Origin of the sequence: Bradyrhizobium sp. OK095 (assembly GCF_900109945.1) — a bacterium.
GTDB lineage: Bacteria > Pseudomonadota > Alphaproteobacteria > Rhizobiales > Xanthobacteraceae > Bradyrhizobium.
Map to the genome: position 1 here is coordinate 20,938 of NZ_FOBX01000016.1, position 23,545 is coordinate 44,482.

Consider the following 23,545-nt stretch of genomic DNA (forward strand, 5'->3'; position numbering starts at 1 on the left):
GAGGTGAAGTTTGAGCCCCAAAATCTGTGGTTGAGGGGCCCTAAAGCCCTTCGACGGAGTGATGGTCGGGCAGAATCACCATGCTGGAGAATGAGCCTGTTACGGGGACGGAAGGCGGGCTGAAGCGCTGGCTCGAAGGCATCGGTCTCGGCCACTATACCGATCTCTTCGTACAGCACCGCCTCGATCTCGATGTCATGGGGGATTTGACCGAAGCCGACCTGGTCGAGCTCGGCTTGCCGCTTGGCGATCGCAAGCGGCTCCGGCGGGCGATGGCGGCGCTGTTCCACGCTGAAACCACGGAGCCCCCGGGGACAGTGGCCCGCCCGCAACCCCGGACGGAAGTCGGCGCCGAACGGCGTCAGCTCACCACCATGTTCTGCGACATGGTCGATTCGACTGCGCTCTCCGCGCAGTTCGATCCTGAAGACGTGCGGGACATGATCGCGAGTTTTCGCGAGACCTGCGTCCGCGTGGTCAAGCATTACGAGGGCTTTGCCGCCCGTTACGTCGGCGACGGTATTTTGGTCTATTTCGGCTATCCGACCGCGCACGAGGACGACGCCGAGCGCGCGGTGCGCGCCGGGCTCGAGATCGTGCGGGTGCTGTCGACCGCGCGCGCGATCGAGCCACGCGGTGCACTCAGCCATTCGCCGGCCGTCCGCATCGGCATCGCGACCGGTCTCGTCGTGGTCGGCGACCTCGTGGGGCAGGGCACCGAAGAGCGCGACTCCGCCGTCGGCGAAACCGTCAATCTCGCCGCGCGCCTGCAAGGCCTGGCACCGCCCAACGGCGTCGTGATCTCCGCTTCGACGCAGTCGCTGCTGAAGGGAAAGTTCGACTATCGCAATCTCGGCGTCCATGCGCTGAAGGGCATCTCGGAGAAGGCGCAAGCCTGGCACGTGGTGCGCGCCACGCGGGTGGAAACCCGCTTCGCCGCCGCGATGGGCACGCGGCTGACCCCGCTCGTCAACCGCGAGGAGGAGATCGCGCTGCTGATGGGGCGCTGGCAGCAGGCCAAGGACGGCGACGGCCAGGTCGTGGTCAAGTTCGGCGAGCCCGGTATCGGCAAGTCGCGCATCATTCAGGAGATTTTTGAGCGAATATCAGGCGACCGCCATGGCCAGGTCTCGTTCCAATGCTCGCCCTATTACACGTCCACGGCATTCTATCCGTTCTCCGAGCAGCTCAAATTCTCCCTCGGCATGGACCGCGAGGATGCATCCGCGCAGTCGCTGGCGAGCCTGGAGACCGCGATCGCGGCCGCACATGGCGACATCGAGCAGGTCACGCCGCTGTTTGCTGCGCTGTTGTCGATCCCGACCGGAGACCGCTATCCACCGCTGGAGCTGTCGCCGCAGCAGCAGAAGGATGCCACCGTCGCGGCGCTGGTCAGTCACTTCCTCGGCCTCGCGCGTGAGATGCCGCTGGTGATCGCATTCGAGGATTTGCACTGGATCGACCCGACCTCTCGTGAGGTTCTCGACCTCTTGATCGACCGGGTGCAGAATCGGCCGATTCTGGTCGTCATCACTGCGCGCTCCGAATTCCAGCCGAGCTGGAACGCCCACTCGCACATCACCACGCTGGTGCTGAACCGCCTGAGCCGGCAATTGCGCGCGACGCTGGTCGAGCGTGTCGCCGGCAGGGAGCTGCCCAAGGAGGTCGTCGAGGAGATCATCGTCAAGACTGACGGCGTGCCGTTGTTCCTGGAAGAGCTGACCAAGACCGTTCTGGAATCCAACCTGCTGACCGAACGGCACGGGCGCTACGTACTGTCGGGCCCGTGGCGGCAGCTTGCGATCCCGGCAACGCTGACGGATTCGCTGATGGCGCGGCTGGACCGGATGGGGCCGTTCAAGCGGATCGCGCAGATCGGCGCCACCATCGGCCGCGAGTTCTCCTACGAGACGCTTCAGGCCGTCGCCAACACGCCGGCGGAACAGATCGAAGCCGCGCTCAACCATCTGGAAGGGGCCGGGCTGATCATGCGCCGCGGCCATCCGCCCGATGCGCTCTACTCCTTCAAACATGTGATGATCCAGAACGCCGCGCATGAGAGCCTTTTGCACAGCGAGCGGCGCAAGCTGCATGCACGGATCGCCCAGGTGCTCGCCGAGATGTACCCGGAGAAGACCGACCGCGAACCGGAGCTGCTGGCCCATCACCTGACCGAATCGGGCCAGAGCGAGGGCGCCGCCAGCTTCTGGCTCAAGGCCGGCAAGCAGGCGGCCAAGAGCGGCGCCAATCTGGAGGCGATCGGCCATCTGCGCCGGGGCTTGAGCGTCGTGCAGGCCAATGCGCGCATGCAGGGCGCAGACGAGATGGAGCTCGAGCTGCGCATCGCGCTCGGCAACGCGCTGATCGCCGCCAAGGGCTACGCCGTGCAGGAGGTCGAGGAGAATTATATCCGCGCGCTCGAGCTCGGCCAGCAGCTCGACGACGACGAAAAGGCCTTTGCCGCTACGCGCGGGCTCTGGGTGTGCCATTTCATCCGTGCCGATCTCACCCGCGCGCACGATCTCAGTGTCGAGCTGTTGAAGTTCGCCAAGCGCGAGCGGCTGAACGAGCGGACGCAGCCGGCGCAGCAGACCGGCTATCTGATCGAGGCGCATCGCTCGATCGCGATGACCATGCTCTATCGCGGCCGCTTTGCCGCCGCGCAACACCATCTGCATCGTTGCATCAACCTCTACAGCCCCGATTTGCACTCCGATCTGATGGAGCGCCACGGCACCGATCCCGGCGTCGTTTCGCTGTCTTATCTCGGCTACCTTCTGTGGTTCCTGGGCCGGCCCGACGCGGCACGTCAGCACAGCGAGCAGGCGATCCTGCACGCGGAGAAGATTCATCATCCTTTCTCGCTCGCCTTCGCGCTCGTGTTCGGCGCCTATCTCTGTCAGCATTTGCGCGATATCGAAGGCACGCGCGACCATGCCAACCGCGCCATGATCATCGCCACCGAGCACAATTTCCTGCACTGGAAGCAGCAGGCCGCGATCCTGCGCGGCTGGGCGCTGGCGCAGCTCGGCGAGGCCGACGAGGGCATCAGCCAGATGCGTTTCGGTCTCGACGAATACGAGGCGATGGACTCCTGGCTTGCCGGCTGCTGGTTTCGTTGCCTGCTCGCGGAAGCCTACGCCAAGGTCGGAATGCGCGATGCCGCCTTGCGCGCGCTGGACGGCGCGCTCGCGACCGCAAGGCGGACCGGGGATCACTCCTACCTTGCCGAGGTCTACCGCCTCCAGGGCGAGATCACGCTGTCGGATGGCGGGCCGACGTCGGTGCAAGAGGCCGAGGATTTGTTCGGCCTGTCGCTCGAGGTTGCGCGCAAGCAGGGCGCGCTGTCCTGGGAGCTTCGTACCGCCGTCAGCCTCGCACGCCTGTCGCACGAAGCCGGCAAACGCGAGCATGCAAGTCTCCTGCTCGCACCGATCGTCGGCAAGTTCAGCGAGGGTTTTTACACGCCGGACCTGAAGCAGGCGATGCAGCTGCTCAACGAGCTCGGAGGGGACGTGCCCGTTCGTGAACCCGCCGATCCCGTGAAATGAGCGATCTCGATGCCGCGCGTGCGCGTTACGTCGCGCTGATTGCGAAGCGCGAGCGGATTTCTTCAAAGCGCCTGCTCGCAGCCCTCGGCGCTGTGCCGCGCGAAAATTTTCTGGCGAGGGGGCCCTGGCGCATCAAGAGCGAGGCGGGCAGCAGCTACCGGCTGACGCCGGACGCCGATCCCGTTCATCTCTACGACAATGTGCTGGTCGCGATCGACGCGCGCCGCAAGCTCGACACCGGGCTGCCAAGCCTGTGGGCGCATTTCATCGACGAGCTCGATGTTGGGGAGAAGGACCGTGTCGTCCAGATCGGCTGCGGGCTCGGCTATTTTTCGGCGGTGCTGTCAGAGATCGTGGGCCCAAAGGGCAGGGTGCGTGCCATTGAGTGCGACGAGCGGCTTGTAGCTCGCGCCGCGGACTACCTTCGGAGCTACCGCAATGTCGAGGTGATCAACGGTGACGGATGCATGGAGATCGGCGAACCCGCCGACGTGATCATCGTCCATGCCGGCTTTTCGCACCCGCATCCGCTCTGGCTCCAGTCGCTCCGTCCGCGCGGCCGCCTCCTGGTGCCGCTGACCCAGCGCGACCGCGAAGGCGCCGCCCTCAAGATCACGCGCAAGGGCAAAGGCTTCGAAGCCGAGGCCGTGCAGCAGATCCGGATCTTCCCCGGCCAGGGCCGCGGCGCGACTGCGCTCGACGACCGCGTCGCCGACTGGTGGCAGCGCGCCTCCGCCCTGGCCCCGCTGCGCTTTCGCGGCATCGAGCAGGGGCTGCCGTCGGATAGCTAGGTTTAAGTAATTGATATTTCTATTATTTTCTGACTCTCGATATTGCCATTGAATACATGAATAGTATGAAATACATAATTCGCGGCTTTGATGTTGTGCGGTGACATATGCGAAATCTAAAAGACTTCAGTGCGCAGGACCTCCAAAGGCGGTTAGGGGAGGTTCAGGACGCGGCCCTCGTTGCCCCGATCGCGATCACGCATCGCGGTCGCCGGCGGCATGTCATGATGTCGATCGATGAGTTCAACCGGCTCGAACGAGCCGCGAGCGCGAGGGTCTACACGATCGGAGAGTTGCCGGCCGATCTCGCCGAGGATTTGGCTAACGTCGAGATGGATTCCCGGCATGATCATCTCGACAAGCTGCTCGATTAGGTGACCGCTTGAGCGAGCATCTGCCGGCGCCCGAACCGGGCATGGTTGTTCGCTTCGACTACCAGTGGGCCGATGGCAAGCAACCTCGGAAGGATCGACCTGTCTGTGTTGTTCTCGTCAAGGTTCGGCCGGATCCCCGACTGCAACGGGCAGCCCATGAACCTGCCCTTCTCAACGAAGTCATCTACCTTCCGGTCAGCACCAAGTCGCCCCGCGCAGATCAGTCCGCTGTGAAGATACCTGATCAAGTTCGTCGGCATCTCGATCTTCCCGGGGAATCTTGGATCGTCATCTCCGAGTGCAATGTTCAGTTCTGGCCTAACGATCTGTCGCGCGTGCCGGGGTCCGGAAAGTGGTTGTATGGATTTCTGCCTCCGCGCTTCTTTCGCAGTGTGCGCGACCGGCTCGTCAAAGAGTTGAAGAGCCAGCGGCTGAAGATGGAGAATGTACGCTATCTGCCACCGCGCTCCCGGTCGTAGGCGGTCGTTTCGCTTTACCTTGATTCGAATCGTGAGTTTCCAGCATCTTCCCACGCCGCTATGACTGCGGGTTGATGGCCATTTGAGCGCGCTCCATGCATTCCGTTGCACTGCTGACTGCCAGCTATGCCAAGGATATCGAACGCTTTTCGCTGCTCAGCGAGAGCATCGATACGTGGCTGACGGGATACACGCGGCATTATGTTCTCGTTAACGATGAGGATGTGCCGCTGTTTGCGCGGTTCGCTTCCGACAAGCGCGTCATCGTTCCGGCCTCGCGCTATTTGCCGAAATGGCTCTTCGCGCTGCCGCCGGCGCTTCAGTTCATCAGCAGCCGCCGGGTTTGGCTCTCCTTGCTGTCGTCGCCCGTGCACGGCTGGCACATCCAACAGATCCTGAAGATCGCCGGCGTGCTCAATGCGCCCGAGCAACGCGTCTGCATTCTGGATTCGGACAATTTGTTCTTCCGCGAATTCGACGTCGGCCAATACGCCGGCGCCGAGAAGACGCCGCTGTTCGTCACGCGCAAGGGGATCGACGCCGACCACCCGTTGCATGTGCTGTGGCTCCGCACCGTCGATCAGCTTCTCGGTATCAAGCAGCGCTCCTTCCCCGCGGACGACTATGTCGGCAACGCGCTGGTGTGGGACAAGGACACTGCGCGCGCGATGACCGATGCCATCAAGTCGGCGACGGGCCTCAGCTGGGCTCTGGCGCTGTGCCGGAAGAAAAAATTCTCCGAATATCTGCTCTACGGAAACTTCGTCGCGAACTCGCCGGAACATCTGGCGGCGCATCGGGTGACGGAAGACAGCATCGCGGTGTCGCACTGGGACGATACCCGCCTCGATCGTCCGGCGATTGAAGCACTGATCGCAGCTGCCTCGCCCGAGCAGGTCGCGCTCTGCATCCAGTCCTATTCGTCGACCTCGATCGACGACATCCGCGATGTCTTCCGCCTGAATTCACGCGACCGGCGCGGTCCGAGCCTGTCTCCCGACCACATGGGCGACACGACTGCATTCGAGACGCCAAAGACACGCTAGGCTTGGCGCGCTAGATGTCGCGCGGCGCGTCAGGCCTCAGACGTCCCTGGTGAACTTGCTGATGACGTCCATGAACGGCTTCGGCTTGAACTCGCCGTCGAGCGGCAAGGGACGGTTCGGCTGCTTGTCCGCACGGGCAAAGGTGCCGTTGATCCAGCTATAGCGATCCGACAGGCCCCAGGTCAGGATCGAGCGCACCGGGCCGCTGGTCGAGATCGCGGTCAGGAGGTCGTTGACGCGCTTGGCGACGATGGCGTCGCGTTCGGCCGGATTGCCCGTCAGCTTCTGGTCGTCGACGTCGAGCTCGGTGACATAAACCTCCAGCCCCCAGGAGCGCAGCTCGGTGACGAATTCGGCCAGCCCGTGCGTGTCGATCTCGAGCTCGGCATGCAGATGCGATTGCAGCCCCACGGCGTGGAGCGGAACGCCCTGGTCGAGCAGGTCCATGATGAGATGGCGGTAGGCCGCGCGCTTCGCAATGAACGAGTCCTTCGCCGACTCGATGTCATATTCGTTGATCGCGAGCTTGACGTAAGGATCGGCCGCGGCCGCCGTGCGGAAGGCGAGCGGAATCCAGCCTTTACCCAGATGCTGCGTCCAGAACGTATCGCGCCGGTCGGTGATCTTTTTTGGATTGTCCGGGATCGGTTCGTTGACGACATCCCACGACGTCAGCTTGTCCTTGTAATAGGACACGACAGTGCCGATGTGGTCGACGTAAGCGCGCTCGACGCCCTTGCTGTCCTTGATCTGCTTGGTCCAGTCCGGAATGTCGTGATACCAGGCGAGCGCGTGGCCGCGCATCGTCAGATCGTTTTGCCGGGCGAAATCCAAGATCGCATCGGCGCGCTCGAAAGCAAAGGTGTGCGCGTCCGGCCGCAGCATCGGCCATTTCAGTTCGAGCACCGGCACGACCTGCGTGCAATAGGTGCTGATGGCTTCGCCGAGCCTGGGATCGGCTTGCAGGTCCCACAATGTTGCCGCAGCACCAAAGCCGGGGCGCCGCTGCGCAAGTTTGGACGCCGGCAATGCCGACGCGGATGCGCCCGCCGCGAGTGTCGCGGCGCTGCCGAGAAGAAATTCGCGTCTGTCGAGCCTGGCCAATTTGCGATGTTCCTTTGGGAACCAACGCGCCATCGTACCAAGCGCCGCTTTGCAACGCCCGGGTTTCCGATTGTTGGGTTAACTTTGCCGGACCTCGTCAGCCCGTCTGGCGCTGCAAGGCCGCTTCGGCAATCGTGGAGTAATGAAGCGCGCCCTTCTCGAGCGTCAAATTCTCCATCACATAGTCGCGAGGTGCAAAATCGCCGGCGCTGACATGCGACCAGAAGTCGCCCCACGCAGCGATGAAGCCACCCGCATCGGTGAAAGTCATGCCGCAACGTGCGTCGAAATAGGGCACCGAGGACACGCCGCCTTCGTATCTGACCCTGTGCGGGAAATACTCCGGATCCTGCCACGGACCGCCGCGGTCCCAGGCGAAGACGGGAACGCCGCTCGCCAGCGCCTGCTGGCAGGCGATGCCCTGGCTCTCATGCTCGCACAGGAACACCATGCTGCGGCAGCGCGCCAGCGCGGCCTTGTAGTCGTCTTCCTTGTAGTGGCCGTAGCGGACCAATTCGACCGTGCGGCCGCTTGCCTCGAGATGCCGGCGGATCGGTTCGATCAGCTCAGCATCAAAGCGGTCGTGCTCCCAGCGCACCTTGTCGTAGAGCAACACATCGACGCTCTTCTGCTCGGCAGGCGCAGGCGTCCACAAATCGGTCTCGATGCCGACCGGCCAGATCTCGACATGGGGCCAGGACGGACGGCACATGTCGGCGTACCAGTGGCAGGGCACCAGGATGGTCCTGGTTTGCAAATCGTGCAGATGCGCCGCCGCCTCCACGGGATGGTTGTACATGGCGACGCCCAGCAGGAGCGGGTTCTTCCATTCGAACCAGTCCAGCACGAACGGCCGCCCGATGATGCAGGCGAGCTCCTCCGGATGCTTGCGGATGTAACCGTAATCGTTGACGCGGTAGGGGATGCCGACCCTGTCGAGCCCAGCGCAGAGATTGAGGAACACGCGCCGCTGCCCGCTGATCCACGACTTGCCGAGCAGCATGCGCCGCAGCAGCGGCCGGATGTGACGGTCGCCCGGAAACCAGCGGTCGTCCCGTTCCTCGAAAAACAGGTTGAGCGTCATCCGCCCGCGGCCTTCAGGGGCCGCCGGAACCAGGGGGGCATCAAGGCCACCATGCGGCAGTTGAGCCGGATTTGCCCGTATACGCTCGGCAACGTCCATTTTGGTCACGTCCACGCACGACCAGGACGTCGGGCGACGACCTGAAATCATGGTTTCTTTTCGGTGATCGCGGCGGCCGGTTCAAGGAAAGGGCAAATTTAACGCTAACGCGCGAAAGCGGTGGAACCGCCCCATTCGGCGGCCGATTTGCAGACTTAAATGACTATCTTGGGGGATGCTGCGGCGCAGTCCGATTGCCAAGCTTTTGATAGCCAAGCCTTCGATAGCCAAGCCAAGGTCCAATTGATGAACGGCCGCCCACATCGCGCCGCCGGTCCCGTGCCCGCATGCTGAATCGCCATTTCTCGATCTATCTGGTCGCCTATATCCTGCCTGCCGCGGTGGGTTTCTTCGCGGTTACCGCCTACACGCGGCTGCTCACGCCTGCGGAATACGGCGTCTATGTCGTCGGCATCAGCTTGGCCGGCATTCTCGGCGCGATCTTCTTCGCCTGGATCAAGCTGTCGGTGTCGCGCTATCAGGCGATGTCGGCGGAGGTGGATTTTCGCGGCACGGCGATGGTCGCCTTTGGGCTCACGGTCGCGGTGCTCTGCGCCACGACCCCGCTGGTCTTTCTGTTCCGCAGCGATGTCAGTGTCGAGCTGCTGCTGGCCAGCATGTTCGTCGCGATCATGGCCAATGCGGTCGATGTCGGCCAGGAGTTCGAGCGCGCCAAGCTGCGGCCCTATCGCTTTGCGGCGATCTCGATCGTGCGTAGCGCGTCGAGCGTCGGCTTCGGCCTCGTCGGCATCTGGCTCGGCTGGGGCGGCATGGGCCTGCTCGCGGCGTTCGGCCTGGGTTCGCTGACCGGTATCATCCTCAATCTCATCGGCGACCGCACGAAGATCGCGCGCTTCGAGCGCAGCCAGTTCATGCAGCTCGCGCGCTATGGCCTGCCGCTGACGCTGGCCGGCCTGTCGGTCGCGCTGTACTCGACCTGCGACCGTCTGATCGTCGCTTATCTCCTTGGCAAGGACGCCGCCGGCATCTTCGGCGTTGCCGCTGACCTGCCGCGCCAGTTCATGGTGATGGTCGCCTCCAGCGTTGCTGCTGCGACCGTGCCTCTGGTGTTCCGGTCGCTGTCGGAGAAAAACAATGAGATCACGCGCGAGCGGCTGAACGAGAGCCTCGAGCTGTTGCTCGTCGTCGTCGCGCCGGTCGCGATCTGGCTGGCGCTCGCAGCGGACCAGATCGCAGGCACGCTTGTCGGCGTCGATTTCCGCGCCGGCGTGTCGGCGCTGCTGCCGACCCTGGTGCTCGCCCGCTTCTTCGGCATCGCCAATCAGTTCTACGTCCAGATCAGCTTTCAGCTCGCCGAGCGCCCCTTCATGCTGGCGGCGCAGTCCTTCGTCACGCTGGTGGTGAGCGTGGCGCTGATGTTCGCGCTGGTTGCAGGCTACGGCCTCCATGGTGCGGCGCTGGCGACGCTCGCGACCGAGGCACTCGGCTTCGTTGTCGCAATCGTCCTGATGCGCCGTGCCCATCCCGTCCCGTTCGATATCAACCGTCTCGCCGGCGTGGCTGCTTCCGCAGCAGTGATGGCAGCTGCGATCCTCGTTGCGCGATCGCAGGCGGGGGGCTCCGGCTTCGTCCCGCTCATCGTCGTGAGCCTCGCCGGCGGCCTTGCCTATGCTGCCGCCGCCTGGCTGCTCAACGTCGCAAATGTGCGCACGTTGTCGCTGCGTTTCCTGCGAACGTTCAATCGGAAGGCGCTGGGCGTCTAGCCTGACGTCCGGCCGGGGTCAGCGGTACCCCCGGGAGCAGACGGACCCTCTGCCGCGGCGATAAACCGCCAGCTTCGGACCAGCCCCGGCCGCAAGCCACCTTCCGCCTGCGCCAGCCGTCGTATATGAGAGATTTGTCGCCGGAACGGGCCGAATATCGCCACAGACGGAACGTATGGCGACTGCGATTTCTTAATCCAAAGACCGCAATCTGATATTTGACCGGCGGACTGGCATTTCGACCGAGGATGGCATGAAAAACCTGATGACAACGGCGCAATCCACCGTGGCGATGCGGCGTTGGGGGCCTCCCGGAATTGTGACCTTGGCGGCGATGCTCGCATTTGCCACGGTTGGCCCGGCGACCGCGGCCAAGCAGGCGCGCCAGCCGGCCGAGGCGGTGGCGCCGCGCGAGGCCGGCGAGCCGATCATGGCGGTGGTTTCGATCAAGGGCCAGCAGGTCACCTTCTACGACGCCGACGGCTGGATTTTTCGCGCGCCAGTGTCGACCGGAACGACCGGCCGCGAGACGCCGGCCGGCGTCTTCGCCATCGTCGAGAAGGACAAGGACCACCACTCGACCATGTATGACGATGCCTGGATGCCGAACATGCAGCGCATCACCTGGAACGGCATCGCGCTGCACGGCGGGCCGCTGCCCGGCTATGCAGCCTCGCATGGCTGCGTGCGCATGCCCTTCAACTTCGCGGAAGGCCTGTTCGACAAGACGAACATCGGAATGCGGGTGATCATCTCGCCGAACGACGCGGCCCCGGTCGATTTTTCTCACCCCTCGCTGTTCATGCCGAAGCGGGAGGCCATCGAGGCGGCGCCGCACCGTGTCGACAAGCTCTCTGGCGAGGCTGAGGAGGCCACAAGGGCCGCCGACGAGGCCAAGAAGGCGGCCGCATTGGCCGCGAAAGACGCCGTCTCGCTGCCGGCGTCGCTGCGCAAGCTGGAACAGCAGAAGACCCGTGCCGACGCCGAGCTCGCTTTTGCCGATAAGAAGCTCGCGACTGCCAAGACCGATCAGGCGCGGGCGCAGGCCGAAGAGCTGAAGCAGAAGCTCGCCACCAAGGCTGCGGATGCAGCGACGCAGCTCGACGCCGCCAAGGCGGCGGCGCAGCCAAAGCGCGACGCTGTCGCGGCGACAAAGGAAGCCTCCAAGGCTGCTGCGACCAAAAAGACCGAAGCCGTCAAGGCTGCGACTGACGCAAAACTCGCGCTCGAGCCGGTCTCGGTCTACATCAGCCGCGCGACGCAAAAACTCTATGTGCGGCGGAACACGCACAAGCCGGCGCCGGACGGCGGCGGCGAGGTGTTCGACACCAGCATCGAGGTTCCCGTCACCATCCGCAATCCCGACCAGCCGCTCGGTACGCACATCTTCACGGCGATGGCGAAGAACGATACGGGCCTGCGCTGGAGCGTGGTCACGATCGAAAACGGCGACGACGCCAAGGACGCGCTCGACCGCATCACCATCCCGCAGGAGGTGTGGGATCGCATCGCGCCGACCGCATTGCCGCGCTCGTCGATCGTGATCTCGGACGAGCCGCTGAGCGCCGAAACCAACTACCGCACCGAGTTCGTGGCGGTGCTGAGCAACCATCCGCAGGGCGGCTTCATCACGCGCAAGCCGACCGCGCCGCCTCCGATGGAAGTTGCAAGCGACGAAGGCTGGGGCAATGGCGGCAACGGTTTCGGCTTCTTCTTCCAGCAGCGCAATCCCGAGCCGCAGCCGGTCAATCCGCGCCGGCGCAGTGGCCAGTACCAGTATTATCAGCCGGCGCAACCGGTGCAGCGGGGCTTTTGGTAGGATTGCACGATGGTCTCGCGGCGGGGCTAAAGCCCGCTGCAACTACGGACGCGCCGTGATCACCAGGGCCTGAATTTTGGCTTCGACCGGTCCGGATCCATGGCGCGCCCGGATTGCCTCGGCGACCGCGTCGGTCGCAGCCTGAAGGTCGCCCCGTGTCTCGATCTCGCCACGCATTGGCGTACCCTGGCAGTAGGTGAACGCCACAAGGTCGGGCGTCGGCGCGCGGCTGAGCGCTGGCCGCATTTCGATCGTGATGTCGCGAAAGCCTGCGCGTTCGAGATCGGCCCTGATGATCGCCTGGTCAAAGTAGCCGTGTGGTGTCCGCGCCATGAAACGGGGCGGATCGTCAGGAAACAGCTCGCCGAGCGCCAGCGTCGCATCGTGCGCGAATATATTTTCTTCGATGCGGTCCCAGACATTGAACAGGAACGTGCCGTTTGGCTTCAGGACGCGCTTTGTTTCCGCATACGCCTTGACGCGGTCAGGAAAGAACATGACGCCGAACTGGCAGCAGACCGCGTCAAACTCGGCATCGCCGAATGGCAGGGACGACGCGTCGGCCTGACGCCAGGAAATACGATGGTCTTCACCCTGGCGCCGCGCCGCGACCGCCAGCATGGGATCGTTGAGGTCGGTCGCAACGTAGCGGAAATCGTGAGGCAGCGCGGCGGCCACGGCGCGCGTCACCGCGCCGGTCCCCGCTGCGATCTCGAGCAACGCCGAGGGAGCGAGAGCTGCGACACGTCTTGCGATATCGTCGGCGTACTCGGAGAAGATCATCGGCACAAAATAAGTGTCGTAAATCCCCGGGATCGAGCCCGCGAAAACCTTGTCAGCATCGGACATGGTCGCCTCCCTGAATGTTCAGGCGTGAAGTATGCCACAAAGCCCGCGGCGTCTGTGCTTTACCGCGCCAGCAGTGACATGAACCCCGCCGGTTCCTGCATCGCCTTGCGCGCCTCCATCGACATCGGCTCGTAGCGGCTGCCATTGAAGATGCTGAGCCGGCTTTCGACGCCGTTCGATCCGGCATAGCAGCCTTCCGGCGTGTAGCTGACAAAACCGTCGTCACCGAAGCCGATCGCGGTCAGGAGCAGGCGCCGCTCGGCGACGTCCCAGACCTTGATGGTCTTGTCCTCGCTCGCCGAGATCAGCCGCGTGCCGCCCGGGAAGAACGCGACCGCTTCGATATCTTCCTGATGGCCGGCAAAGCTTGCGAGCAGCCGGCCGCTCTCGGCGTCCCACAAATTGACCGATTTGTCGCGGCCGCCGCCGCCCGTGACGATGCGTTTGCTGTCCGCCGACCAGCTCGCCGACACGACGTAGTCGCGGTGTCCCACAAGGAGCCGCGACGCTCCGCTCCTGACGTCGAACACTTTTGCCGAGCCGAGCTCCGCATCCGAACCGGCGGTGACCACGCGCGTGCCGTCGGGAGAATAAGCCACGCGCAGCGCCTTGCGGCCGTAGGCATCCTTCGCGTCGACGGCACCGCTGGTGCGATAGAACCTGATCTTGCCGTCGTAACCGGCCGAGACGAACTCGCCCGAGCCCGATGGTGCGTAGCTCAGCGAACGCACCGCCGCGCGCGCGGGATCGGGGCTCTGGTGATCGAGCCTGCTCCTGGCGAGTTCGCGGGTGCCGAGATTCCAGATCCGCACCACACCGTCCTCGCCTGCCGAGGCCAGATATTTCAGCGACGGCTCCGGCGCAAAGGCGACCGCGAACTGTTTTGCTCCGGCATCGAAGGTCAGGCTCTGGCCGTCGCTCCTGAGGTCCCACACCTTGACCTTGCCGTCCCAACCGGCGGAGGCGAGCAGCGTGCTGTCGGCCCAATAGTCGAGCGCGTAGACCGCGCCGGAATGTCCCCTCAACACACGGGTCTGCCGGAACGAGGATGCATCCCACAACCGGATCACACCGTCGTCGCCGGCGGTGGCGATTTCCCGGCCGTTGGGCGAGACGGCGATGGTGCGGACGCTCGCACCTTCGACATTCGGCTTGATCGAGACCGGAATGAAGGGACCGCCGACGGCGTCACTGCCGCGCCGTGCGATCCGTGTGGTGCAGCTCGATACCGGCACGGCGGCAACGCTCTTGGTCTCGGTTGCGGGCGGGCTCGCGAGCGTGAGCGGCGTGATGGCGGCGGGCGCAGCCGCGAGCTTCGGTGCGGCAACGGGCTTTGTTGATTCAGGCTGCGGCGGCAGCACGGGTGTCGTCTCCACCTTCTTCGTTTCAATCGCGACGGTGGCCGGTGTTGGGGCAGGGCGGGCGGCAGCGAGCTTGTTGCGCTGGACCTTGGCAAGATCGGTGTAGAATCCGCTCGGATGCGCGGCGATGTAGAGGTCCCAGGCCTCCACCGTGCCGACGCGCTCTGAAAATTCGTAGTCGCGCGACGCGCTCGTGTCGGTGGATGCGACAGGCACGGGTGGTGGCGGAGGAGGCGCAGCCGCCGGTGCCAGCACGACATCGTCGCCGCCGAGCGAGCCGTAGATGAAAGGCTCCTGCCTGTTGGTCGTGGCCTGGAGCACCTCGTCGCGGACATAGCCGAACGCCTTGCGCAGATCGAGGCCCGGCGTCGCAAGGTGATGCGCCAGCGCGGTTGCGAACGGGCTGTTCTTGCCGTCGCCATCGAGCGCGGTGAGGCCAGCCTTCGCGGCAAAGGCAACCAGCGTGTTCGGGCTCGACGGCTCGACCTTCGCCAATCCGCGTGCAACCGCTCGTGACGCCATCGTGCGCTTCATGTTCTTCGAGAACGGATTGTCGCGGCAGGCATCGAGGATGACGAGGCGGAGCTTCTTCGCCGGCTCGATGGCGACGAGAATGCGATCGAGCCCGATGGTCTCGTCATAGACGTCGGTGTCGTTCTCCAGCTGGGCATCGACCGGAACGATATAATTGTTGCCGTCGATCTCGATGCCGTGGCCGGCGTAGTAAACCACGGCGATGTCAGCGCTCCGGGCCTTGGCACCGAAATCCCGCAGCGTGCGCCGCATGTCCTGAGCCGAGAGGTCGTTGCGAGCATCGACGACCGTGAAGCCGGCCTTCTTGAAGGTCTCGACCAGAAGGTTGGCGTCGTTGGTGGCGTTGGCGAGCTTGGGCGCGCGCTGATAGGCCGAATTGCCCATCACCAGCGCCATGCGCTGGTCGGCGAAAGCGGCGGACGGCTGGAAGGCGAGCGCCAGCGCGCTGAGAACAAAGAGACAAAATAATTTCATCACGGCCCCCAAGCCGGGATCTGGAAATGTCGGAAACAATATCCGACCGGGGCCGCAATACAATTTCTATTTGGCGCGGATCGGCGCTTCTCCTCGTCGCAGCGGGCTTACGATTTCGTCCCGCCGACCTCACGGATCGGCCGAGAGCCATCCCAATTCAGGGCCGCTTGCCGGACCTTCTCGAAGAACGGCCCCTTGGTGCCGCTGATGTCGGAGATCTCGACGATGGTTCCCGGATGCGCCTGCGTGTCGAAATAGGCAAAGCGGCCCTTGTCGCCCCCGATCTGGCCCTCGTGGCCGATCCTGTAGCCGAGCCCGAGTGCCTTGTCGTAGAGCGCCTGGTAGTCGTGGCTCCAATACGACATGTGCTGCAGGCCTTCGTGGCCGGCGTCCAGAAACTCCTTGTAGAGCGAGGGCGCGTCGTTGCGCTGCTGGATCAGCTCGATCTGGAGATCGCCGGAATTGGCCAGCGCGATGCTCATCTCGACCGCGGAATCCCGGCCGCGATGGCGGAACCAGTCGGTCTTGACGCGGTCCATGTAATACCAGGGGCCGACGCCCATCACCTCGATCCAGTGCTTCATCGCGGCGTGGATGTCCCGGACCACATATCCGTTCTGGCGCACCGCGCCGAAGATGCGGCTCATGTCCGCGCTCCTCTCTTCACGTTGCTCACTTGACCTCGATCACTTGACTTCAATGTTTGCGTCCTTGGCAACCTGCTTCCAGGCTGCGATATCGCGGGCGTTGATGTCGCGCTGCTCGTCGCCGGGCACGAATTGCGGGGTGATACCGAGCCCCAGTAGCTTCTCCTTCACCTCGGAATCGCCAAGCGCGTCCTTCAGCGCTGCCGACAATTTTTGTGCGATCGGCGGAGCCAGGCCCGCGGGCGCATACATCGCCCAGGACAGGCTGCGGTCGAACGGCACGCCTTGTTCCTTGTAGCTCGCGATATCGGGCAGGCTCGGCGAGCGCTCGCCACAGGCCGCCAGCGCCTTGATCGAGCCGTCCTTCACCAGCGGCGTCGCGGTTGCCACGTCGAGTGTCGCCAGCGAGATGTGGCCGCCGAGCAAATCGCCTGCGAGCTTGGCGATGCCGTTGAACGGGACGTGCTCCATCTTGATGCCGGTCTGCTGCATCAGGATTTCGGCGCAAAATTGTCCGGTCGAGCCGACGCCCCAGCTGCCGTACTGGATCGGCTCGCCCTTCTTGGCGAGCGCGATCAGGCCCTTGATATCATCGGCGGCAAAGTCCTTGGTCGCCACCAGCATGATCGCGGAGACGCCAACGCGGCCGATCGTCGTAAAATCCTTGATCGAATCGTAGGGCAGCTTTGGATAGATCGCCGGCGCCAGCACATGCGTGGTCATGCCGCCGACGGTGATGGTGTAGCCGTCGTTCGGCGACGTCGCGACCATCTGCGTGCCGAGCGTGCCGGCTGCGCCCGTGTGATTCTCGATATAGATGCTCTGTCCGAGCGTCTTGCCCATCTTGTCCGCGAGCAACCGGCCGACCACGTCACCACCGCCGCCGGCCGCGTAGGGCAGCAGCATCCTGATCTTGTGGGTGGGATAGGCGGCAGGATCCTCGGCGCGCGCGGCAGGCACGGCCGACAGCAATGCGAGAAACGAAAGCGTGACGGTGCGCAGCATCATGATGGCATTCCCTTAGTCCTCGAAGCGAAATCGATAGGCGTCGCCGTGCCGGATCACACGGCCCGCAGTCGGCGCCGGAAAATGGCCGGTGAGCAGATAGCTTGGCGTGTCCGCAAGCTCTTCCAGCAGTGCCATCCGCGTCGCGACCGCCGCGGCCGGATCGACATCGGCGGCGTTCGACAGCCATGGCGCGGCACACTGGATCGGGTGATGGATGACGTCGCCCGACATCACCGCATGATCGTGGCCGCCAGTGAGGTGGATCTGCATGTTGCCGGCGGTGTGGCCCGGGGCTGGTGCAAAGCGCAAAGCCGCGTCGCGATCGCTAAACAGGCGATGGTCGGTCTCGACGAATTCGGCGAGCCCGGCCGCGACCACCGGCAGCACAGAATCCGCGAACGAGCCGTGGTTCACCGGGCTCTTCGGTTCAGCATTATGCGCGGCCTCGAAATGGCGGTATTCCTCCCGGCCCATCAGATAGCGCGCGTTCGGAAAGGTCGGCACCCAGCGGCCGTCGAGAAGGCGCGTGTTCCAGCCGACGTGATCGACGTGCAGATGCGTGCACATCACGAAGTCGACCTCTTCGGGCCGAACGCCCAGCGCCTGCATGTTTTCGAGATAAGGCTGGTTGAGATCGTTCCATACGGGCACCCGCGGCCGCTTCTTGTGGTTGCCGCAGCAGGTATCGACGATGGCGGTCCAGTGCGGCGTGCGCACGAGATAGGAGTGATGGCTGAGGATGAAGCGGCCGGTCTCCGGCTCGATATAGCGGTGGTCGAGCCAGCTCCGGTTCTCCGCGATCACCGCGTCGGTGACGTTGGCGAACAGCCAGGTCTTGTCGAACGCAAGCGAAGCGATCTCGCTGACGAGATCGATCCGCATGCTGCCGACTTTGACCTGCAGCATCGCTCAGTTCTTCAGGAGATCGCCGAATGGCACCCAGCGCGTGCCGTCGAAGCGGATCAGCTGGAGGCTCGTCATCGGCGTGGTGTGTTCGGGCGAATTGTTGACCGTGGTGCCGTTGATCAGCATTGGCAGCTTCACGTCCTTGAGCGTCGTCGCCTGCTTCATGACATTGGCGCGGGTGAGATCGTTGCCGGAGGCCTTCAGCACCGTCACCAGCGTCTGGGCGATGGTGTAGCCATAGACATTAAGCCAGTCGCTCTTGTTGGCGTCGGGCAGGTACTTGTCCATGAAGGCGAGCCATTCCTTGTATCCGGCATCGTCCTTCGAGGCCGGGTCGGTCGCGTCCTTCAAATATTGGCTGGAGATCACGCCGGTGGAATTGTCCTTGCCGGCCGGCTCCAGCACGCCGCTGATCGAGGCCGAGACGTTGGAGATGATGGTCACGGGTTTCCAGCCGATCTCGCCGATCTTGCGGATCGCCTGGGCTGCAAATTTCGGCGTCGCTGCCACCAGCACGACGTCGGCGCCGGCGGTCTTCAATTGCAGGATCTGGGTGTCTACCGTCGGCGCCGAGGTCTCATAGGCGGCGCGCGCGACAATCGCTTCGCCGCCGCCGAGCCCTTCCTCCAGCGCCTTCAGATAGTCCTTGCCGAGATCGTCGTTCTGGTAGAGCACGCCGATCTTCGCATTGGCATGGCTCGCCTTGATATACTTGGCGTAGGCGATGGCCTCGTCGCGATAGGTCGGCTGCCAGCCGACCGTCCAGGGAAAGTTCTTCGGATCGTCCCACTTCGCCGCCCCTGAGCCCAGGAACAGCTGCGGCACCTTGCGGTCGTTGAGATATTTGTGCACGGCGCTGTTGGTCGGCGTGCCGACGCCGCCAAAGATCAGCAGCACTTCCTCGCTCTCGACCAGCCGTCGCGTCTGCTCCACCGTCTTCGGCGGGCTGTAGGCATCGTCAGCGATGATCATCTGGATGCGCCGTCCGTTGACGCCGCCGTCGTCGTTCACCTTGCGGAAATAGGCTTCGGCGGATTTCGCGATCTGGGCGAAGGCCGAGACCGGGCCACTCAGTGGCGCGGTGGTGCCGATCTTGATGGTCTTGTCGTCGGCACCGGGATCGTATTTTGCGTTTTGGGCAGAGGCGGTGCCGGCTGCGAGCAGCGGCAACAGGATGCAGGCCGCACGAAGGCTGGCAAAGCGCGCCATGAAATCGTCTCCCAAGATTTGCTCTCCGCCTCTCGATGGAGCGGAGTTGAAACGCGAGAACAGTGCCCGCGGTGAAGCTTGCGGGCCGCGACCCTCGTCGCCAAACTGGCGAAACGAACGATCGTTCGTCTGGTTGACTAGCGAACGATCGTTCGTTAGTCAAGCGATCATGGCTGTCCACACCTCCAGCGCGGCGGAAGCGGCTGCGCCCACGACCCGCCAGCGCATCCTGAGCGAAGCGCTCAATCTGTTTGCGCAGAGCGGCTATGGCGGCGCCTCGATGCGAGAGCTCGCGCGCCGGGTCGGCATTCGCGAAAGCAGCCTATACAATCATTTCTCAGGCAAGGCCGCGATCCTCGAAGCGATCGTCAGCGAGCACGGTCCGGCAAGCTCCGCGAGCCGGCTGGAAGAGCCGCGCTACAAGCAGCTGTCGCGTCAGCCCGCCGCGTTCTGCCGGCAGTTTGCGCTCGACCTCGTCGAGCAATGGTCCGATCCGCGCGAGCACCAGTTCCAGAAGGTCATCACCGCCGAGCGTAACCGCGTGCCCGGTATCCGTGCCAAATTCGCCGATCATTTCTATGCGCGCGAGCAGAGCATGATGACGGACTATTTTCGCGGCTTTGCGCTCGCCGGCCTGGTCTCGACGCCGGACCCGCGCGAGACCGCGCGGCTGTTTGCGGCAGGCCTGATCTACATCCGCCTCGAGCATTACGTGATGGGCGCGGCGCCCTCGCCGCGGCCGAAGGTGATCGAGGCGATCGACCGCTATCTTTCCTTCTTCCTGTCGCTGATTTCGGCAGGAAACGACGACGACAACAAGAAACGAAAACCCAAGGGAGAAACGCGTGGCAAGGCTGCCCCTGATTGATCCGGAGACGACGAGCGGCGACATCCGCGCCTCGTTCGACCGCATGCCGGTCAAGCTCAACATCTTTCGCATGATGGCCCATGCCGAGGCCAACATGATTCCGGCGATGCGGCTCGGCAATTCGATCCTGCACAAGCAGAAGCTCGGCGCGGTCAACCGCGAGCTTTTGATCTTGCAGGCCGCGCAGCTCGAAGGCGGCGCCTATGAATGGCGCCAGCACGTGCCGATCGCGCTCGGCGTCGGCTGCACGCAAGGACAGCTCGATGCGGTCGAGCGCAGCGACTACGACTCAGCCGCATTGAGCGAGGCCGAACGCGCCTTGCTGAAGTTCGGTCGCGAGGTGGTCGAGAACGTCCGTGTTCCCGAAGCCACCTTCGCTGCCGCGCGAAAGCATTTCAGCGACCAGGAGATCGTCGAATCCATCGTCGCGCTCGGCTTCTACATGATGATGGCGCGCCTCACCGAGGCCACCGAAACCGATCTCGATCCCGCAGCCGGCATGAAGGTCTATGACGGCGGCAAGAAATAGGCGGATGAGATGACGGAAACCGACAGCAAGCCGGAACGTTACGTCCGTCCGCCGAGTGCCGAGTCGTTGGGCGAAGCGCCGGGCAGGGGACGACTGAAAGGGCGCCGCATCCTGATCGTCGGTGGCGGCCAGCGCGTCTTCGACGCCGCCAGCGATCCGATCGGCAACGGCCGCGCCATGAGCATCCTTTGCGCACGTGAGGGTGCCAAGGTCGCGGTCGCCGATCTCAACTGCACCTCGGCACAGCAGACCGTCAAGCACATCACCGATGAAGGCGGTGAGGGCTTCGCCATCACCGCTGACGTCACCTCCGAAGCCGACGTCCAACGCATGATCGACGAAGCCCATCGCGCCATGGGCGGGCTCGACGGCATGGTGCTGAACATCGGCACCTTCGGCAAGACCGGGCTCGATGCCGTCAGCCCCGAGGAGTGGAACAGGATCTACGACGTCAACGTCCGCGGCCCCATGCTGTGTTGTCGCGCGGCCGTGCCGAAATTCGACAATGGCGGCGCCATCGTCTTCATCTCCTCGATCGCCGCGCTGAAGGCGGGATCGCAGATGGCGGTGTACGACTCGTCGAAAGCCGCGCTCGGCGGCCTGATGCGCAACATCGCCCATCTCGGCGCGCGCCGCGGCATCCGCGCCAACCTCGTCTATCCCGGTCTCGTCGACACCCCCAACGGCCGCGAAGCCGGCGCCGGCCGTCCCAACCGCGGCAAGGGCCACGTTCCCTTCGGCCGGCAGGCGACCGCGTGGGAGATCGCCTACGCCGTGCTGTTCTTCGTGTCGGACGAGAGCGTCTACGTCACCGCGCAGACGCTCGCGGTGGATAGTGGTCTGAGCGGGATGTGAGCCGCGCGCGCCTATCGCTCGGGCGATAGCGCACGGCCGATCAGATGGTCGAGCGAGACGCGGCCCGGCCCGTAAGCCATGATGGCGAGCGCCATCGCCGCCCAGGTGATATGGATCGGCCAGCCATCGGGCACCGTGAGCTCGACGATCAGCGTCATGAACAATAGTCCGAGCCCGGCAAACCGTGTGCCGAGCCCGAGGATCAGCAGGATCGGAAACATGATCTCGCCGCATCCCGACAGGAAGGCCATCACCGTCGGCGCCGGATAGTGATAGGGTCCGCCCGGCAGGTGCAGCATGAACTCGTCGCTGAACAGCGTCACCGCCGTGTCGTTGAGCTTGAGGAAGCCGGCCCATTTGAGCATGCCGGAGCGCCAGAACGGCACCGCAAGCGCGATGCGCAGCACGAGCTGAACGACCGACGGCAAGGCGATGGTCTGCACCAGATGATTGGCCTTGTCGACGAGGAGCCCGAGTGAGGGGAGACTGCTGCTTGCCGGCATGCGTTGGTCGGTGATCATCCTGCGTCTCCGAAAGAAATTGAGGTGAATGCGCCGGCCTCGATCAGGCCGGCAATGTTGGTGGCGATGTCGAATTCGGCTGATGCGTCCAGCGCCGATGCCGCGGCCTCGCCGAGCGACTGGCCGGACAACAGGCATGCGGCAAAGACAGCCCCGCCGGGCGGAAGGTGGCGCACGACGACGTCGAACTCAGGCCGGGTGATCAGCGCGTCTTCCGCAGCCGAGGCGTCGATGCGCTCAGCCGGTGCGCTATCCCGGTTGGCGGCAATGATCGTCACAGCCGAATATTGCGACCGCACGATCTGCGCTGCCGGATGCCGTGTGAAAACGAGATCGGCCAATCGCTCCGGCGCTACCGCTGCGAGCTGCGTCGGTGCCAGCGGCGCCGCATCGCGCGCGTGGTAGGCGTCGAGCCAGGCTCGCTCAATTCGGGCGACATCGGCGAGCCACGGCATGGTCCGCGCGTGCTCGTACCGTGCAATGAAGCCCGGAAAGCCGTGACCATATTCGAACAGCAGCGGCGAGCTCGGTGGGCTCTCGCGGACATGGACGCGCGCCATGGCGCGGAAGAAGTCGGTGCCGGTGATGCGTTGCACCGCCGGATAGATTGCGGCGAGCGCATCGATCAGGCTGACGGTGACGTTGTTGCGGTAGACGTCATAGCGTCGGCCTGCCGGCTTGCCGCCCCGGCCGGCCACGGCCGCCGGCACGTCGCGTGTGGGATCGAGCAGCGCCGGCGCGAAGGCTGCGGCAAAGCCAAGGTTGACTTCAGGCCGCATGGCGATCCTCCGTCTGCGCGGCCGGTTTGCAGCGATCGAGGATTGCCTGCGCAGCCGCGGCCTCAGCTTGCAGGATCGGCCAATCGGGGATTTTGCTGTCCCATTCGACCAGCGTGGGCACGGGGCCGCGGCGTGCCGCGACGATCTCGAACAGCTTCCACACGGCGTCTGCAACCGGGCCGTCATGGCTGTCGATGAGGAGGAGATTGCCTTCGTCGTCGCTCTGCTCGGCATGACCGGCGAGGTGAATCTCGCCAACGCACGACAGCGGGAAATCGCCGAGATAGTCGAGCGCTGAAAATCCGTGATTGGTCGCGGATACGAAGACGTTGTTGATGTCGAGCAGCAGACCGCAGCCGGTGCGCTCGGCAATGGCTCGGATGAAATCGGTCTCGCTCATCGACGATTCGCGGAAGGTCACATAGGTGGACGGATTCTCCAGCAACAGCGGACGACGGATCGCCTCCTGCACCTCATCGATGTGATCGCAGACATTGCGCAACGTCGCTTCGGTATAGGGCAGCGGCAGGAGGTCGTTGAAGAAGCTGATCTCGTGCGTCGACCAAGCCAGATGTTCGGAGACCAGCGCCGGCTGATAACGCGCGACGAGACTGCGGAAGCGCGCCAGATGCGCCCTGTCGAGCGGCTGGGGGCCGCCGATGGACATGCAGACGCCGTGCAGGGACAATGGATGGTCGCGGCGGATCGCTTCGAGCGCACGATGGGGCGGACCGCCCGCGCCCATGTAGTTTTCGGCATGCACCTCGAAGAAGCCGGCTTGCGGGCCGGCTTGCAGAATCGCCGGAAGGTGCTCGGGCTTGAAGCTGGTTCCGGCGATACCGCCGATCGGAAGCGAAAAGCGGAGCGGCACAGTGGCTGGTTTGTTTGCCGTGATCATGGTGCTTCTCCGCTTCCTCGCTGTTGACGTGATGTG

The 23,545-nt window shown here is 64.2% G+C and carries 21 protein-coding genes; 10 read left to right on the top strand and 11 right to left on the bottom strand.

From position 1 onward, the window contains the following. Window positions 1-80 precede the first annotated feature (80 nt). From BMW89_RS31730 to BMW89_RS31750, 5 genes are all read left to right on the top strand, one after another. On the top strand, window positions 81-3,551 hold the full coding sequence (locus BMW89_RS31730; RefSeq protein ID WP_092033826.1) for an ATP-binding protein: 3,471 nt from the start codon (window positions 81-83) through the stop codon (window positions 3,549-3,551). Next, on the top strand, window positions 3,548-4,342 hold the full coding sequence (locus tag BMW89_RS31735) for a protein-L-isoaspartate O-methyltransferase family protein (RefSeq protein WP_092033833.1): 795 nt from the start codon (window positions 3,548-3,550) through the stop codon (window positions 4,340-4,342). The genes BMW89_RS31730 and BMW89_RS31735 overlap by 4 nt, the downstream gene beginning before the upstream one ends. 107 nt (window positions 4,343-4,449) lie before the next feature. After that, window positions 4,450-4,716, top strand: a complete 267-nt coding sequence (locus BMW89_RS31740) for a type II toxin-antitoxin system Phd/YefM family antitoxin (protein WP_092033837.1) — start codon at window positions 4,450-4,452, stop codon at window positions 4,714-4,716. Between the two features lie 8 nt (window positions 4,717-4,724). Further along, window positions 4,725-5,195, top strand: a complete 471-nt coding sequence (locus BMW89_RS37570) for a hypothetical protein (RefSeq protein ID WP_143062865.1) — start codon at window positions 4,725-4,727, stop codon at window positions 5,193-5,195. Between the two features lie 95 nt (window positions 5,196-5,290). After that, the gene (locus BMW89_RS31750) at window positions 5,291-6,241 is read left to right on the top strand and encodes a DUF6492 family protein (protein WP_092033843.1); all 951 of its coding nucleotides are present in this window, start codon (window positions 5,291-5,293) and stop codon (window positions 6,239-6,241) included. Between the two features lie 36 nt (window positions 6,242-6,277). Here BMW89_RS31750 and BMW89_RS31755 read toward each other — a convergent pair whose 3' ends face one another. Together BMW89_RS31755 and BMW89_RS31760 are read right to left on the bottom strand one after the other, a co-directional pair. Then, window positions 6,278-7,345: an endo-1,4-beta-xylanase gene (locus tag BMW89_RS31755; protein ID WP_092034257.1), complete on the bottom strand. Its 1,068-nt coding sequence runs from the start codon at window positions 7,343-7,345 to the stop codon at window positions 6,278-6,280. Between the two features lie 97 nt (window positions 7,346-7,442). Then, window positions 7,443-8,528, bottom strand: coding sequence for a glycosyltransferase (locus BMW89_RS31760; RefSeq protein WP_092034259.1), 1,086 nt, complete (start codon window positions 8,526-8,528; stop codon window positions 7,443-7,445). A 287-nt stretch (window positions 8,529-8,815) separates the two neighbouring features. Here BMW89_RS31760 and BMW89_RS31765 point away from each other — a divergent pair, with 287 nt between their 5' ends. Both BMW89_RS31765 and BMW89_RS31770 read left to right on the top strand, forming a co-directional pair. Next, window positions 8,816-10,252, top strand: coding sequence for a lipopolysaccharide biosynthesis protein (locus BMW89_RS31765; RefSeq protein WP_092033846.1), 1,437 nt, complete (start codon window positions 8,816-8,818; stop codon window positions 10,250-10,252). A 253-nt stretch (window positions 10,253-10,505) separates the two neighbouring features. Next, window positions 10,506-12,071 (top strand): L,D-transpeptidase, encoded by a 1,566-nt coding sequence (locus BMW89_RS31770; RefSeq protein WP_092033849.1) that lies wholly within the window; start codon window positions 10,506-10,508, stop codon window positions 12,069-12,071. A gap of 42 nt (window positions 12,072-12,113) precedes the next feature. On the opposite strand, the gene BMW89_RS31775 is transcribed toward BMW89_RS31770, so the two are convergent. From BMW89_RS31775 to BMW89_RS31800, 6 genes are all read right to left on the bottom strand, one after another. Further along, a complete protein-coding gene (locus BMW89_RS31775; protein WP_092033853.1) occupies window positions 12,114-12,920 on the bottom strand; it encodes a class I SAM-dependent methyltransferase in 807 nt (268 codons plus the stop codon). Window positions 12,921-12,979: 59 nt separating this feature from the next. Next, complete coding sequence (locus BMW89_RS31780) at window positions 12,980-15,289, bottom strand: caspase family protein (protein WP_092033856.1); 2,310 nt, start codon at window positions 15,287-15,289, stop codon at window positions 12,980-12,982. A 107-nt stretch (window positions 15,290-15,396) separates the two neighbouring features. Continuing rightward, complete coding sequence (locus BMW89_RS31785; protein ID WP_092033861.1) at window positions 15,397-15,936, bottom strand: VOC family protein; 540 nt, start codon at window positions 15,934-15,936, stop codon at window positions 15,397-15,399. Window positions 15,937-15,975: 39 nt separating this feature from the next. After that, window positions 15,976-16,944, bottom strand: coding sequence for a Bug family tripartite tricarboxylate transporter substrate binding protein (locus BMW89_RS31790; protein ID WP_177196467.1), 969 nt, complete (start codon window positions 16,942-16,944; stop codon window positions 15,976-15,978). A gap of 12 nt (window positions 16,945-16,956) precedes the next feature. Continuing rightward, window positions 16,957-17,850: an MBL fold metallo-hydrolase gene (locus BMW89_RS31795; protein ID WP_092033864.1), complete on the bottom strand. Its 894-nt coding sequence runs from the start codon at window positions 17,848-17,850 to the stop codon at window positions 16,957-16,959. A gap of 3 nt (window positions 17,851-17,853) precedes the next feature. After that, complete coding sequence (locus BMW89_RS31800; protein ID WP_092033868.1) at window positions 17,854-19,059, bottom strand: ABC transporter substrate-binding protein; 1,206 nt, start codon at window positions 19,057-19,059, stop codon at window positions 17,854-17,856. Window positions 19,060-19,228: 169 nt separating this feature from the next. Between BMW89_RS31800 and BMW89_RS31805 the strand changes: the two genes are divergently transcribed. The 3 genes from BMW89_RS31805 to BMW89_RS31815 are packed head-to-tail and all read left to right on the top strand — an operon-like array spanning window position 19,229 to window position 21,311. Next, window positions 19,229-19,927: a TetR/AcrR family transcriptional regulator gene (locus tag BMW89_RS31805; protein ID WP_092033872.1), complete on the top strand. Its 699-nt coding sequence runs from the start codon at window positions 19,229-19,231 to the stop codon at window positions 19,925-19,927. Beyond that, window positions 19,905-20,456, top strand: a complete 552-nt coding sequence (locus BMW89_RS31810) for a carboxymuconolactone decarboxylase family protein (RefSeq protein WP_092033877.1) — start codon at window positions 19,905-19,907, stop codon at window positions 20,454-20,456. The genes BMW89_RS31805 and BMW89_RS31810 overlap by 23 nt, the downstream gene beginning before the upstream one ends. A gap of 9 nt (window positions 20,457-20,465) precedes the next feature. Then, the gene (locus BMW89_RS31815; RefSeq protein ID WP_092033881.1) at window positions 20,466-21,311 is read left to right on the top strand and encodes an SDR family NAD(P)-dependent oxidoreductase; all 846 of its coding nucleotides are present in this window, start codon (window positions 20,466-20,468) and stop codon (window positions 21,309-21,311) included. A gap of 11 nt (window positions 21,312-21,322) precedes the next feature. On the opposite strand, the gene BMW89_RS31820 is transcribed toward BMW89_RS31815, so the two are convergent. The 3 genes from BMW89_RS31820 to bufB are packed head-to-tail and all read right to left on the bottom strand — an operon-like array spanning window position 21,323 to window position 23,509. Then, a complete protein-coding gene (locus tag BMW89_RS31820) occupies window positions 21,323-21,832 on the bottom strand; it encodes a DoxX family protein (protein WP_092033886.1) in 510 nt (169 codons plus the stop codon). Then, window positions 21,829-22,611, bottom strand: coding sequence for an HvfC/BufC N-terminal domain-containing protein (locus BMW89_RS31825; RefSeq protein ID WP_092033890.1), 783 nt, complete (start codon window positions 22,609-22,611; stop codon window positions 21,829-21,831). The genes BMW89_RS31820 and BMW89_RS31825 overlap by 4 nt, the downstream gene beginning before the upstream one ends. Continuing rightward, entirely contained in the window at window positions 22,601-23,509 is a 909-nt protein-coding gene (gene bufB / locus BMW89_RS31830) for an MNIO family bufferin maturase (RefSeq protein WP_092033895.1), read from the bottom strand. Before bufB ends, BMW89_RS31825 begins: the two co-directional genes overlap by 11 nt. Window positions 23,510-23,545: the final 36 nt, after the last annotated feature.